Origin of the sequence: Promicromonospora sp. NPDC052451, from assembly GCF_044547525.1 — a bacterium.
Taxonomy (GTDB): domain Bacteria; phylum Actinomycetota; class Actinomycetes; order Actinomycetales; family Cellulomonadaceae; genus Promicromonospora.
Genome location: NZ_JBIUAP010000001.1, coordinates 1 through 13,623 on the forward strand (window position 1 = coordinate 1; position 13,623 = coordinate 13,623).

General features: G+C 71.4%; 10 protein-coding genes and 3 tRNA genes. 3 read left to right on the plus strand and 10 right to left on the minus strand.

Annotated elements, in window-relative coordinates; all coding sequences use genetic code 11:
- Nucleotides 1-595: 595 nt before the first annotated feature.
- From ACIG47_RS00005 to ACIG47_RS00015, 3 genes are all read right to left on the minus strand, one after another.
- Entirely contained in the window at nt 596-1,333 is a 738-nt protein-coding gene (locus ACIG47_RS00005) for an HAD family hydrolase (protein ID WP_397429108.1), read from the minus strand.
- 93 nt (nt 1,334-1,426) lie between these two features.
- Nucleotides 1,427-1,499 (minus strand) — tRNA-Arg (locus ACIG47_RS00010).
- 201 nt (nt 1,500-1,700) lie between these two features.
- Nucleotides 1,701-1,792: transfer RNA gene (locus ACIG47_RS00015), tRNA-Ser, on the minus strand.
- Between the two features lie 229 nt (nt 1,793-2,021).
- Between ACIG47_RS00015 and ACIG47_RS00020 the strand changes: the two genes are divergently transcribed.
- Nucleotides 2,022-3,734, plus strand: a complete 1,713-nt coding sequence (locus tag ACIG47_RS00020) for a GMC oxidoreductase (RefSeq protein WP_397429109.1) — start codon at nt 2,022-2,024, stop codon at nt 3,732-3,734.
- 100 nt (nt 3,735-3,834) lie between these two features.
- On the opposite strand, the gene ACIG47_RS00025 is transcribed toward ACIG47_RS00020, so the two are convergent.
- The 5 genes from ACIG47_RS00025 to ACIG47_RS00045 form a co-directional block, all read right to left on the minus strand.
- Nucleotides 3,835-3,919, minus strand: a tRNA-Ser gene (locus ACIG47_RS00025).
- A 127-nt stretch (nt 3,920-4,046) separates the two neighbouring features.
- Nucleotides 4,047-4,685 (minus strand): GTP-binding protein, encoded by a 639-nt coding sequence (locus ACIG47_RS00030; RefSeq protein ID WP_397429516.1) that lies wholly within the window; start codon nt 4,683-4,685, stop codon nt 4,047-4,049.
- 172 nt (nt 4,686-4,857) lie between these two features.
- Nucleotides 4,858-5,268, minus strand: a complete 411-nt coding sequence (locus ACIG47_RS00035) for a DUF742 domain-containing protein (RefSeq protein WP_119141442.1) — start codon at nt 5,266-5,268, stop codon at nt 4,858-4,860.
- Between the two features lie 10 nt (nt 5,269-5,278).
- Nucleotides 5,279-5,728, minus strand: a complete 450-nt coding sequence (locus tag ACIG47_RS00040; RefSeq protein WP_020017525.1) for a roadblock/LC7 domain-containing protein — start codon at nt 5,726-5,728, stop codon at nt 5,279-5,281.
- A 40-nt stretch (nt 5,729-5,768) separates the two neighbouring features.
- Nucleotides 5,769-9,866, minus strand: a complete 4,098-nt coding sequence (locus ACIG47_RS00045) for an ATP-binding protein (RefSeq protein ID WP_397429110.1) — start codon at nt 9,864-9,866, stop codon at nt 5,769-5,771.
- Nucleotides 9,867-10,009: 143 nt separating this feature from the next.
- On the opposite strand from ACIG47_RS00045, the gene ACIG47_RS00050 reads away from it, so the two are divergent.
- On the plus strand, nt 10,010-10,987 hold the full coding sequence (locus tag ACIG47_RS00050) for an NAD(P)H-quinone oxidoreductase (protein ID WP_397411843.1): 978 nt from the start codon (nt 10,010-10,012) through the stop codon (nt 10,985-10,987).
- Between the two features lie 94 nt (nt 10,988-11,081).
- Complete coding sequence (locus tag ACIG47_RS00055; RefSeq protein WP_397411845.1) at nt 11,082-11,720, plus strand: bacterial proteasome activator family protein; 639 nt, start codon at nt 11,082-11,084, stop codon at nt 11,718-11,720.
- A 37-nt stretch (nt 11,721-11,757) separates the two neighbouring features.
- Here ACIG47_RS00055 and ACIG47_RS00060 read toward each other — a convergent pair whose 3' ends face one another.
- Nucleotides 11,758-12,879 carry a hypothetical protein gene (locus ACIG47_RS00060; RefSeq protein WP_397429111.1) on the minus strand — a complete coding sequence of 374 codons (1,122 nt, stop codon included), beginning with the start codon at nt 12,877-12,879 and terminating at the stop codon, nt 11,758-11,760.
- A 100-nt stretch (nt 12,880-12,979) separates the two neighbouring features.
- On the minus strand, nt 12,980-13,555 hold the full coding sequence (gene dcd / locus ACIG47_RS00065) for a dCTP deaminase (protein ID WP_397411849.1): 576 nt from the start codon (nt 13,553-13,555) through the stop codon (nt 12,980-12,982).
- Nucleotides 13,556-13,623: the final 68 nt, after the last annotated feature.

Below are 13,623 nucleotides of genomic sequence, written 5' to 3' on the forward strand. Positions count from 1 at the left end.
CCATTATGGCGATGCGACCTGAAACAAGAGAGTCAAATAATTGGCATTGACTATCAAGCACACTGTTGAGTTCTCAAACAACCGACGCACACCGTTGCAGTCATCATCCTGTGGATGCTGACCCCATCCGGGGCAACCTCTTCAACTTACCAGGTCCGAATCCTTCTCGCAAACCCGCAGTTCCTGAGGAACTACTCGTTGCAGTAGGACCCGCATCTGATATCCCGCAGAGCAGTGTGAACTGCTCTGCATCAGAGATGGGATCCAGCCCCGGCGCGGCCACTCGGTCCGTTTCCGGCCCCTCGTGTCCGTCGGCCCGTCGGGCTGACATCCAGAACACTACGTCAGCCGCTGGGGTGCGTCAAAGCCAGGGCCCGTGACAGCGGACACAGAGGCGCTGCTCACCGGCTGTTTTTCCAAGAAGCTCTCAGGTCGGGGCGGTCCAGAGGCCTACCGAACCGCCGTCGGCGCGCTCCGGTGCGACTCGTCGGCCTGTGATCGACCAAGAACCCTCTCGCTCGGCCATGTCTTCGTAATCTTTGATTCAGATTTCGCCAGACTCGCCCCTGAACGTCGGCTCGCACCGCAGGGGCACTCACCGGGAGCCCCTGAACACGCCGGCGATGCCTCGGCGATCACCCACCGCTCGCCCTCGCTGCGCCGATCCCCCCGGGACCAGCGCACCGATGTCGTCCGTGACGGCATCGGCACCCGCTCGCCGCAGCTCGATCCCGCGTCGTCGCGTCGTGGCGTAGCCGATGGAGCGGACGCCCGTTGCCCTGGCGACCTCGATGTCGGACACCGAGTCACCGATCAGGACCGCTCGCCGCGCGCCGGCCCCGGCAATCGTCAGCGCGCGCTCGACCGTGTGCGGATGCGGCTTCATCAGGTCCGGCCGCCCGGCAGGCCGGCCGACGACGTCGCGCACCCACGAGGTCAGGCCATGCCGTTCGAGGTAGGCGTGGATCGCCGCCGCGGCGTTGTTGCTGACGACGACCACCGGGACACCGACACCGTCGAGCGCCGCGAGGAGTGCGTTCGCCCCCGACGTCGGTACGCACGTCCGGGCCGAAGCCGTCTCCGCGGTCGCGCACGCATCGTCCACGGCGCCGAGCGCCTCACGCGCGTGCTTCCCTGTCCAGCGGATCACAGCGAGGTGGTCGGACGTCGTCGCGACGGCGGCGGGTACCGCGACACCGCAGGCCTGGAGGGCGCGGCGACCGGCATCGGCGACGTGCAGGTTGACCGGCCTGGGCAGGAGTGCGGTGACCGGGCCGTCGAAGTCGAGCAGGACGGCGGCCGAGTCGTCGAGGAGCTGGGCGGCATCGATCACCGAGACACTGTGTCACCCGCTCGTCCGGCGAACCGTCGGACAACGACGAGGCCCCGGCCAGCGTCTCCGCCGGCCGGGGCCTCGTTCCTGATGTGCGCCCGGAGGGATTCGAACCCCCAACCTTCTGATCCGTAGTCAGATGCTCTATCCGTTGAGCTACGGGCGCCTGCTGTACTGCACGACTGCCGGTTCGCCGCTCGTGCGGCCGACCGACGAGAACACTACCGCCTGTTCGGCGCGGGCCCAAACTCAAACCGCGCTTCCCGGAGAGAACTCCGTCACAGACCGTCCGGAACCACCGCCCGACGAGTCGCACGAGAGTTCCGACAGAAAAGGCCCCGGGCGTCACGCGCGGCCGGGACCTTCCTGGCGGAGACGGAGGGATTTGAACCCTCGAACGGGTTGCCCCGTTACCACCTTAGCAGGGTGGCGCACTAGACCTGACTATGCGACGTCTCCTCGCGACACCCCACGCCCAGACAGGGCGATGCCGCGCGGCCCAGGGTACCTGCCGCACGGCGGCCTGAGCAAAGCGGAGGGCCGATCAGTACTGCTGCGCGCTCTGGAACCGCGTCATCCTGCGGTTCCTCGGCCGCGCGCACGCCGGGGTGACTGACCCACGGAGGCCGTGCGAGAACTCCCACCCGGCATATTTCACCTGGCGTCAATAGCGGGTACATTCGCGGACATGGACTACGACGTCTTGGTCATCGGCTCCGGTTTCGGCGGCAGCGTCGCCGCCCTCCGGCTCACGGAGAAGGGCTACCGCGTCGGCGTGCTCGAGGCCGGCCGCCGGTTCGAGGACCACGAGTTCGCGAAGAACTCCTGGCACCTCAAGCAGTTCCTGTGGGCTCCCGCGCTCGGCTGCTACGGGATCCAGCGGGTCCGCCTGCTGCGCAACGTCCTGTGCCTCACGGGCGCAGGCGTCGGCGGTGGGTCGCTGGTGTACGCCAACACGCTCTACCGGCCCCTGGACCCGTTCTACGCCGACACCGCGTGGTCCCACATCACCGACTGGAAGTCCGAGCTCGCGCCGTACTACGACCAGGCGGAGCGCATGCTCGGCGTGGTGCAGTACCACGGGCGGTCCCCGGCCGACGAGATCGTCCGCGGCGTGGCCGACGACATGGGCGTGGGGCACACCTTCCGGCCCACCCGCGTCGGCGTCTACTTCGGGCCCGGCGGGGCCGAGGCACCGACACCGGGACGCCGGGACCCCGATCCGTTCTTCGGCGGCGTGGGTCCCGAACGGTCCGGCTGCACGGAGTGCGGCGAGTGCATGACCGGCTGCCGCCACGGCGCCAAGAACACCCTGGTGAAGAACTATCTCTATCTCGCGGAACGCGCGGGCGCCACGGTGCATCCGCTGACCACGGCCGACGTCGTGCGGCCGCTGGACGGCGGCGGGTACGAGGTGCGCACGCACCGCACCGGGAGGCGGTGGGCCGGCGGACGGCGGTTCACCGCACGGCAGGTGGTCTTCGCGGCCGGCACGCTCGGGACGCAGCGGCTGCTGCACGCCATGAAGGACGCCGGCACGCTGCCGCGGCTGTCGGCCCGGCTGGGGCATCTCACGCGCACGAACTCCGAGGCACTGCTGGGGGCGATGACGCACAAGGTCGGCTCGACCGACTACTCCCGCGGGGTGGCCATCACGTCGTCGTTCTACCCGAACGAGAGCACGCACATCGAGCCCGTGCGGTACGGGCACGGGTCCAACGTCATGGCGGCCCTCCAGCACATCCTCGTGGACGGCGGACCGCACCGCTTCGTGCGCTGGCTCGGCGAGATGGGCAAGAACCTGAGATGGCTGCCGGTGCTGCTGGACTGGCGCCGCTGGTCGGAGCGGACCGTCATCGCCCTGGTCATGCAGGCCCAGGACAACTCGCTCGTCACCCTGACCAGGCGGTCACCCTTCGGACGTTTCATGACGTCGCGGCAGGGCACCGGGGCGCCGAACCCGAGCTGGATCCCGGAGGGGCACGAGGCGGTACGGCGGATGGCCGACAAGCTGGGTGACGACGGTGTCGAGGGCATCGCGGGCGGCACGATCGGCGACCCGTTCAACATCCCGCTCACCGCGCACATCCTCGGTGGCTGCGCCATCGGGTCGGACGCGGAGAGCGGCGTCGTCGACCCGTACCTGCGGGTGTTCGGGCACGAGGGGCTGCACGTGATGGACGGTTCGGCGGTGACGGCGAACCTCGGGGTGAACCCTTCGCTGACCATCACGGCGCAGGCGGAGCGCGCGTGCGCGCTGTGGCCCAACGCCGGTGAGCCGGACGCCCGGCCCGCACCGGGCGGCGCGTACGTGCCCGTCCGGCCGGTGCGACCGGCGGCGCCCGTGGTGCCCGAGGCGGCACCGGCCGCGCTGCGGCTCCCCATCGTCGGGATCAGCTAGATCGTCGGGACCAGCCCGCAGGAGCGGTCTGGACGACAGAGGGCGCCGGCCTGGAGGCGGGTCCCCCTGGCCGGCGCCCCGTGACGTCGACGTTCCTGAGCGGAGGGCGAGGGATTCGAACCCCCGGTGCGTTGCCGCACAACGGTTTTCAAGACCGTCACATTAGGCCGCTCTGTCAGCCCTCCTCGCGCGCCCGGCGTCCGCCGTGCAGACGACAGGAGCGCGCGGCCACACAGTCTAGCGCCAGCACGGACGGCGACGGCGGGCCGCCTCGGAAGGTGGCCCGCCGTCCGCGAAGTGCTGGAGAGTGACTCAGCCCTGCGCCTGTGCGCCGGACCGGAGCTGACGCATCGCGAGCTGGACCAGCGCGATGAGCGTCTGCTTGGTGGCCGCGCGCGAACGTGCGTCGGTGTACAGCATCGGCACGTGGGAGGGGATCTGGAGCGCCTCGCGCACGTCCTCGAGCCGGTGCTTGGCCACGCCGTCGAAGCAGTTCACGCCCACGACGAACGGGATGTTGCGGGACTCGAAGTAGTCGATCGCCGGGAAGCACTGCTCCAGGCGGTCCGTGTCCACCAGGACGACGGCGCCGATCGCGCCGCGCACCAGGTCGTCCCACATGAACAGGAAGCGGTCCTGACCCGGCGTGCCGAACAGGTACAGCCACAGGTTGCCCGGCAGCTCCACACGCCCGAAGTCCATGGCTACGGTGGTGGTGGTCTTGCGGTCGGTGACACCACCGGCGTCGTCCACGCCGACCGAGTGCTCGGTCATGGCGGCCTCGGTGTTCAGCGGCTCGACGTCGGAGATGGAACCGATGAACGTCGTCTTGCCCACGGCGAAGCCACCGGCGACGACGATCTTGACGACCGTCGGGGCCGTGCGCTCGGACGCGGGCTGCGCGCCGGGAGCGGGCTGCGCGCCCGCGGTGCCGGCAGGTGCCTGCTGCATCACCGGCGGCGCGGGCTGGGTCTGCGCAGGCCGGGATGCCTGCGCGGTGGGCGCCGGGGCGCCGCCGCCGCCACCGAGCACGCTCTGGCGCGCAGGCGTGTTCGAGGAGGCCGTCGCGGTGCCGGCGTTACCCGAGACCGGGGCCCAGTTGGGGCCGCTGCGGGCCCCGCCGTCAGAGGGCGGAAATGCCATTCAGAACACTCTCCAAGACGCTCAGCGACAGGCCCGAGTTCGAGCTGCCGTGGCCTGTGTGGACGTTAACCGGTGTCGAGGTGTGCACGGTGACGTGCCCTTCCTCCTGCATGTCCGCCACCAGGATCCGGACGACCCCCAGGGGCAGCCGCAGGAGGGCCGACAGCTCGGCGATCGACACGTACGTGTGCGCGGCGTGCTGGAGGATCGCGCGCTTCTCGGGCGGCAGGCCGTAGCTGCTGACCGCGCCGGGAAGAACCTCCACGAGGGCCTCGAGCGGCAGGTCGGACAGCTCCGACCGCACCCGGCCTCCGGTGACCGCGTAGGGACGCACGGTGGACGTCTCACGGACGTCCCCCTGCCCCTGGGAACCGAAAGGTGCGTACGTCATGGTCGAGTCCTCATCCCACGCTGGCTGCTCGGGTCTGCCCATCGACCGGGAGGCTGCCCCGCATCTCCGAGATGAGCTGCGGCGTGAGCGTGGCCTCGGTGCGGGACACCAGGAGGGCCATCTCGTAGCCGATGAGGCCGATGTCGCAGGTGGCCTCCGCGACCACGCCGAGCACGGACCCGTTCGAGACGTTCATCAGGAAAAGGAACCCGTTGTCCATCTCGATGATCGCCTGACGGACATTACCGCCGTTGAGCTGCCGGGAAGCTCCACGCGTAAGACTTGACATACCCGAGACGATTGCCGCGAGCTGATCGCCGCTGGTGCGGTCGAGCTGGTCGGACATCGCCATGAGCAGGCCGTCTGCCGATACCACGAGCGTGTGCCGGCTGCCGGGAACGGTACGCACGAAGTTGTCGAGCAGCCACCCGAAATTCGTTGCTTCGGTGCTGAGGGTCACTCTCTGTTCCTCCTAGTCAGAATCCACAGACGCGTCTTGGTCACCGCGACTGCGGCGCTGAGTCAGGGACATGATTCACGGTCGAGGGTGCCCACGTCGAGTCCCCATCGCCGTTCTTGCCGTTCTCGTGCTCCGACTTGCCCTCGTCCACCGACTCCGACCGGCCACGCGCGGTGGCCGACTGGAACGCCGAGAGACGCGAGCGAAGCTGCTCGGGATCACGATCGATGCGAGCTGAGAGGCGCTCGACAGTCGGGTCCGCCCCGGTGCCGGAGGCACCACGCGTACGACGGGTCAGACCGCCGCCCACGCTCTCGGCGCTGACCGATGCCGGGCGGTACGAGTCGTTCTCCTTCACGTCATCTTCCTGGAATGCCCCCCGCCGAAGCAGGCTCGTCATCTCCTCGTAGAGAACCGCCGAGGCCGTCCACTCCGAGCGAGCCTCCACCGAGTCCCGCACGTACTCCGGGTCGAGTGGGTCCTTGCCGTCACCGTCCGTACCGGCGGCACGCTTGGCGAGCGGTGCCGGCGAACCGTACGTCGGGTCGTACACAGCGCCGGTCGGGTACGGCTCGCTGAACTCGCGGACCGGGGACTGGACGGGCTGCTGCGCGGTCGCCATCGGCACGGCCTGGGTGGCCGGCGCCGACGCGAACGAGGTGGGCGCCTGCTGGGGCGCCGGGGCCGGAGCGGCCGCGGCACGCGGGGCCGCGTCGACGAACGGGTTCGTCCCCTGCGCCGGCGCCGCGGTCTGCGCGGTCGGCACGGGCACCGTGCCGCCCGCCGGTGCGCTGGGCACCGACGGCATCGCCGACGTCATCGACTCCTGGACCGCCCGCTGGTAGCCCTCCTGGTAGCCCCGCTGGTAGGTCGGGTCCTCCAGGGGCGGCTGAGGTGCGGCTGGGGTCTGGGCCGGGAAGGCGCCGGTCCTCGGGCCGCTCGCCTGCGGGGCGGGGGTGCCCTGCGGCTGGATCAGCGACTGGAAGTCCTGCGGCTGGTTCGGGACGTAGACGTCCTGCGCCTGGTTCGGGACGTAGAAGTCCTGCTGCTCCGGCGCCTGGAAACCCTGCGCCGGGAAGCTCTGCGTCTCCACGCCCGGGGCGCCGAAGCTCGGCACGCCGGCCACCGGACCGCTCACGGCCTGGACCGGACGCGACGCCGGACGCTCCTGCGGCTGGTAGGCACGCAGCTCGCCGGTGGCGGGCTGACCCGGCCGGCGGCCGAACAGCCCACGCTTCTGGGCGGGCTTGCCGCCCTGCGGGGACGCACCCGTCGAGCGACGGCTCGGGAGGTCCGCCATGAGCTCCTCGAACGCGGGCAGCGCCTCGAAGGACGAGTCGGGCCCTTCCGGAGCCTCGGCCCCGAAGCCCTGCGACAGCCCTCGGTCGCCCTGGTCCTGCCGGCCGAAGCTCTGGGCCGGGGCCGGCGCCTGCGGGCCGTTCGCGGCCGGGAAGCGCATCACGTCGGTGTCGGACATCCCCGGCAGCGCGGCCGGGTCCTGGGTGACCGGGTCGAGCTGCAGCGACTGGGTGCCGCCGCCGTCCGCCGGGTCGATGGTGCTCAGCGAGCGGAAGCTCGAGAAGAGGGCGCTGCGCTGGTCCACGTCCACCGCGGCGGGCGTGGTGTCCTCGAAGACCGGCGCCACCGGCTCCGCCGGCTGCGGCGCACGCTGCCGGCTGGGGAGCGAGCTGCCTTCGGAGACGTTCGACGGCGGGGCCCAGGCGTTGTCGTCACCCTGGTACTCCTGCGGGAGCGACGGCGTCTGGATCTCCGGGAGGACGATCGATCCGGTCGGTGTGGTCTCCGCGACCGGCTGCGCCGCCGTCGAGCTGCGGCGCCGGGCCAGGCCGAGCGCCGTCGTGCCGTCCGTGAGGGACTCGATGTCCACCTGCTGGGCGACGGGTGCCGGCTGGGCCGCGAACGCGGCGGCCGCGATCTGCGACGTGCCGGTCGGGACGGGCAGACCCTGCTGGGGTACGGACGTCGTGGCCGGGCCGGCCGACGTCACGGCGGGCGAGCCGAAGCCGCTCGTCGGCGCCCCCGCGCCACGCATCGCGCCCGTGCCGGGGCCGGTGGCGACCGGGCCGTTGAACTGCGAGGCGGCCTGCTGGGTGTTGGCCTCCAGCGGGTCCGTGGGCATCGGCAGCGGCATGGCGTTGTCCGGCATGAACAGCACCGCCGGGAAACGGACGGTCACCTCGGTGCCGGTACCGCCCTCGCCCGCGCCGAACGCCACCTGGGCGCCGAGACGGTCGGACAGGCGGCCCACCACGTAGAGGCCGAGCCGCTGGGCGCCGACGGCGTCGGACGCGGAGTGGCTGAGCACCTTGCGGTTCGCCTCGGCGATCTCCTCGGGGTTCATCCCGAGGCCGTGGTCGCGGACCACGACGGTGACGTACTGCTCGTCACGCGCCGTGGTGACCTCGACCGGCGTGTGCGGCTCCGAGAACATCGTCGCGTTCTCGAGGAGCTCGGCCAGCAGGTGCGCGGCGTTCAGCGCGTTGTGGCCCAGCATCATCGGGTCGACGACGAGGTTGAGTCGCACGCGGTCGTACAGCTCGATCTCGGAGGACGCGGTACGGATCACGTCGGAGACCGGCATCGGCTGGCGCACGCGACGACCGGAGTCGATGCCGGCGAGGACGAGCAGCGACTCCGCGTTGCGGCGCATCCGGGTCGCGAGGTGGTCGAGGCGGAACAGGTTCGACAGCGTCGACGGGTCCTCCTCCGACCGCTCGAGGTCGTCGAGGAAGGCGAGCTGCCGGTTCAGCAGCACCTGGTCACGGCGGGCCACGTTGACGAACATCTCGGCGATGGAGCCACGCAGGGCGGCCTGCTCGCGGGCGACGTCGATCGTGGTGCGGTTGACGTCGTTGAACGCCGCGGCGAGCTGACCGATCTCGTCCGACGACTCGACGGTGATCGGGTCGAGGTCGATGCTCGGGCCCTGGCCCGGCACCGACACCTGCTCCACCAGGGTGGGGAGGCGGTCACGGACCACGCCGGCGGCCTGCGTGAGGCGGCGCAGCGGGGAGACGAGGCGACGGGCGATGACGAGGGCCATGATGACCGAGAAGCCGAGGGCCGCGATCGCGACGCCACCGGTGAGGTACGCGCGGTTCGCGGCGACGTCGGCGCGCTCCTGGGCGAAGGCCGCCGTGTCCTCACGGACGGCGTCGCGGACGATGCGGCCCTCCTCGACCCACTTGGCGGACTCGTCCTGGAACGCCTGCACCTGGGCCGGCTGGATGGAGGCGAGGTCGCCGCGCGCGACGTACCCGCGCACGGTGCCGTAGACGCCGTCCATCCCCGGCACCTGGTAGTCGCCGGGGATGCGGTCGAAGAGGTCCTGCGTGCTGTCCCACTCGCGGTCACCCAGGTTGACCAGGTCCGCGGCGCGCAGCGCGAGCGAACGGGAGGCGGCCTCGGCCTGGTCGTCGGGGTAGGCGTTGAAGATGCCCAGGGCCAGCGAGACGATCGGCCGCTCGTACGTGTTGGTCAGCATGAGCTGGTCGATCGCGTAGTAGGCCTCGAGGCGGGTACCCAGGTCGCGGTCCTCGGAGGTGTCCGCGATGGCGTCCATCACCTCGAGCGCACCGTCGATGTACGTGCCGTAGGCGTCGGTCGCGACCTGCTCCGTGAGCCGGCCCTCGGCGACCTTCTTCTGCACGTCGGTGATGGCGGCGCGGTCCTCGATGGTCTGCGTGACGGCGTCCTTGACGCGCTGGTCGAGCATCGAGATGTCGATGTCCAGCAGCTCGTCGTCGCGGGCGTCGAGCGCCGTGATCGTCTGGGCCTGGGCCGCCGGGGCGGCCCACACCGGGTTGCCGTCCTTGTCCGTGACCGGCTTGCCGTCCTCCCCGATCTCCGGGGTTCCCTGCAGCAGGGCGAGGCGGGCACCGTCACCGGACTCGGAGTCGTCGATCATCGCGACGATGTTGTACGCGCGCTCCTGCGCGAACGCCGTGCCTGCCTGGTCCTGGTACTCGAGCGCGGCGACGAGATCAGCTGTCTGCTGCGCGCGCATCGCGTCGGCCACCGAGAGGCCGATGATGTACGCCGCTGCGATGACCAGGACGACGGCAGGCGTGACCAGAGTCGCAAGAACTTTCCCGCGCACTCCCAACCTGCGGAACATGCGTACCTCTCTCCATCACTGATCCGGAAGGGTGTGGCGTGCGTGGTGCCCGCCGCGCATCCCTCGGTGCTGCGTACAAGTTACCGGCACCCGGTTCCCGCTGACGACCCTCGTGAGGCCACGCGGAAGTAGGCTTCATCGATGTGCGAGCCGTCACGATATCCGGACCGGGGCCCTCAGGGAAACTCTCCCTCTCCTCGCTGAATCACCCGAATACTGGCCAAAGCGACGTGCTGATCGAGGTCGCCGCTGCTGGCGTCAATCGCGCTGACCTGCTCCAACGGGCCGGATACTACCCCCCTCCGCCGAATGCCCCGGACTGGCCGGGTCTGGAGATATCCGGAACAGTCAAGCGTGTCGGGCGCGGCGTGTCGCGCTGGCGGGTCGGAGACCAGGTGGTCGCGCTCCTCGAAGGGGGCGGGTACGCGGAGCTGGCGGTGGTCCGCGAGACGCAGGTGCTCCCGGTGCCCGACGGCATCGACCTGGTGGACGCCGCGGCTCTCCCCGAGGCGGCCTGCACCGTCTGGAACAACCTCGTGGACGTCGGCCGGCTGCGCGCCGGCGAGTGGGTGCTGGTCCACGGCGGGTCCGGGGGCATCGGCACCATCGCGATCCAGGTCGCCAAGGCACTGGGCGCACACGTGGTCACCACGGCGGGCGGACCCGAGCGCACGGCCCGGTGCGCGGAGCTCGGTGCCGACGTCGTCGTCGACCACCGGACGCAGGACTTCACGCAGGAGGTGCTGCGCGCGACGGACGGGCGCGGCGCCGACGTCGTGCTCGACCTGCTCGGCGGGGGCGCCCTGGACGCCAACGTCCGCACGCTGGCCCGCGGCGGCCGCCTCGTCGTCATCGGGATGCAGCAGGGGCGGCGCGGGGAGCTCGACCTCAGCGCACTGCTGGCCCGGCGCGGCACCGTCACCGGCACGCTGCTGCGCTCGCGCCCGCCCGAGGAGAAGGCCCGCATCGTCGCCGACACCGAACAGCACGTGTGGCCGCTGTTCGCCGACGGACGCGTCCGGCCGGTGGTGCACGCGCGCATCCCGTTCGCCGAGGCGCAGTCGGCCCACGACCTCCTGGAGTCGGGAGAGGCCTTCGGCAAAGTGCTCCTGACTCCGTGATCAACCGATGCCTATATATAGGCATGGCCGGTAATTTCGTTCCGGCGCACAGAATGCCGTGCGGGTGTCAGCCGAATGAGGCAAGACTGGGTCCATGACCGACGAGCGAGCAAACCCCGAGACCGACGAGCGATCTGCCGGCACGCCCGGCCGCCCCGGCGGCCCGACGCCGGTGCACCCCCAGGTGGTGACCCCCGACGGCGCGGCCGTCCCGCCGGACCGTGCGGCCGAGCACGCCGAGGAGGAGAAGGTGGACGAGGCGGAGGCCGTGGTGGGCCAGGTGGAGGAGCCCGCCAAGGTCATGCGGATCGGCGGCATGATCAAGCGGCTCCTCGACGAGGTCCGCGACGCTCCGCTGGACGAGGCGGCACGCACCCGGCTCGCCGAGATCCACGAGCGCTCCATCCACGAGCTGGAGGACGGCCTCTCGCCGGACCTGGTCGACGAGCTGCACCGCATCACGCTGCCGTTCACCGACGACTCCGCGCCGTCGGACGCCGAGCTCCGCGTGGCCCAGGCACAGCTCGTGGGCTGGCTGGAGGGTCTGTTCCACGGCATCCAGACGGCCCTCGTGGCCCAGCAGATGGCCGCCCAGGCACAGCTCTCGCAGATGCGGCGCGCACTGCCGCCCGGTACGGCCGCGTTCGGCCCCGGAGGGCCGGGCGGCCCCACCCTGCCGGGTGCCCAGGACGACGAGGGCGGCGAGCGCCGGACCCCCGGTCAGTACCTCTGAACCCGTACTTCTGGACCGCTACCGCTGGACGGGGCGGTCAGAGGTCGGTGGGGTCGACGAGAAAGCCGTCCTCGTCGGCGATCTCGCCGCCGGCTGCGCCGTGGATCGCCGCGGCCAGCCGGGCCACCAGCTCGGCCGCGCGCTTGCGCGCGACGCGCAGCTCCATGGCGGGGAACTCGCGCTGCGACTCGACGAGGTCGTGCGGTGCCCAGTGCACCCAGTAGCGCACCGCGCCCTGCTCCGCCCACGGCAGGCCGCGCAGCAGGCGCGGCAGCTTCTCCTCGCCGCTGATCTCGATCGACACGATGCCGTCGACGCCGAGCTCCACGACCAGGCCGTACCCGTCGAGCACGCGGGGGCCGGTCAGGGCCTTGATGTCGTAGTCGTCGGCGGCGTCGTGCAGCCGCTTGCGCAGGTCCGGGTCCAGCGGGTCGCCCGGGTACAGCGGCTTGTCGGCGATGCCCTTCGGCGGGCCGCCCCATTCCTGGCCCTCCATGTGGAGGCGGGCCCGCGGGTGCACCTGCTGCAGGATCGTGTGGGCGGCCTGCGGGTCCAGCCAGACGTCGGAGTACACGGTCATGTCGATGGCGGCGCCGGCGTCCGGGGTGAGGACCACGCCCGCGCCGGGCTGCGCCGTCGGGCCGCCCGGGCCGTCCCACAGGCCGCCGACGTCCAGCCGGAGCGAACCGCCCAGCCGACGCGCCACGGCGACGAGCCACTCGACCAGGCGGCGCTCCTCACGTTCGGGCATGCCGCCGGCAAAGGCCCGCCCGACGCCGTCGCGGTCGCCACCGCCCGGGAAGGGAACCTCGCCACGCTCGCGGTGGCAGACGATGTCGAAGGCCATGGCGGCGCCCGGCGGGACGCCGAGGTCGAAGCCGTCGCCGACCGGCTGGTACGGGCCGTTGATCACCGCGTGCCGCGAGACCCGCAGCACGCCGACCTCCTTGCCCTGTGCCCGGCGGCCCTGCGGGGCGCCGGCCACGTTGCCCGGCAGGATGCCGGCCGGGACCACGTCCCAGCGGGTGGCAGAGAACCGGGAGAGCGCGAGGACCTCGATCTCGTCCAGCTCCACGTCACCCGGCACGGTCAGGACGTGCCGTGCCTGGTGTGCCTGCGCGGCCGTGCGCGGCAGGAGCGGGAGCTGGGGAGAGGCCATCGGGGTCCCTTCTGACGTCCGGATCGCCCGGTCCGTGCCGGGCACCCGGAGCCTACCTCCCGGCGCGGGCCTTCCGGACGCCCCGCCCGGCCCGCGGCCGTCACACCGCCGTGCGGTGGAAGTTCTGCGCGGAGCGGGACGCCGTCGGGCCGCGCTGGCCCTGGTAGCGGGACCCGTAGAGGTCCGAACCGTAGGGGTGCTCCGAGGCCGAGGAGAGCCGGAAGAAGCAGAGCTGGCCGATCTTCATCCCGGGCCAGAGCTTGATCGGCAGCGTCGCGACGTTGCTCAGCTCCAGGGTCACGTGCCCGCTGAAGCCGGGGTCGATGAACCCGGCCGTGGAGTGCGTGAGCAGGCCGAGCCGGCCGAGGGACGACTTGCCCTCCAGGCGGGCGGCGACGTCGTCGGGCAGGGTGACCGTCTCGTAGGTGCTGCCCAGCACGAACTCGCCCGGGTGCAGCACGAACGCCTCGCCGTTGTCCGCCTCCACGAGGCGCGTCAGCTCGGGCTGGTCCGCGGCGGGGTCGATGAACGGGTACTTGTGGTTGTCGAAGAGCCGGAAGAACTTGTCGAGGCGCACGTCGATGCTCGACGGCTGCAGCATCGACTCGTCGTACGGGTCGAGGACCACACGGTCGGCCTTGAGCTCGGCGAGGATGTCACGGTCGGAGAGGAGCACCCGGCTACGGTACTGGGCGTCCCCGGGCGGCGCCGCCCCGTCCCGGGGAGGCGCCGCCGGCGTCACCG

What these genes read in the sequence shown, in the direction of transcription:
- ACIG47_RS00020 (WP_397429109.1), top strand. Translation starts at nt 2,022, where the DNA reads ATGGACTACGACGTCTTGGTCATCGGCTCCGGTTTCGGCGGCAGCGTC.
- ACIG47_RS00030 (WP_397429516.1), bottom strand. Translation starts at nt 4,685, where the DNA reads ATGCAGCAGGCACCTGCCGGCACCGCGGGCGCGCAGCCCGCTCCCGGC.
- ACIG47_RS00035 (WP_119141442.1), bottom strand. Translation starts at nt 5,268, where the DNA reads ATGACGTACGCACCTTTCGGTTCCCAGGGGCAGGGGGACGTCCGTGAG.
- ACIG47_RS00045 (WP_397429110.1), bottom strand. Translation starts at nt 9,866, where the DNA reads ATGTTCCGCAGGTTGGGAGTGCGCGGGAAAGTTCTTGCGACTCTGGTC.
- ACIG47_RS00055 (WP_397411845.1), top strand. Translation starts at nt 11,082, where the DNA reads ATGACCGACGAGCGAGCAAACCCCGAGACCGACGAGCGATCTGCCGGC.
- ACIG47_RS00060 (WP_397429111.1), bottom strand. Translation starts at nt 12,879, where the DNA reads ATGGCCTCTCCCCAGCTCCCGCTCCTGCCGCGCACGGCCGCGCAGGCA.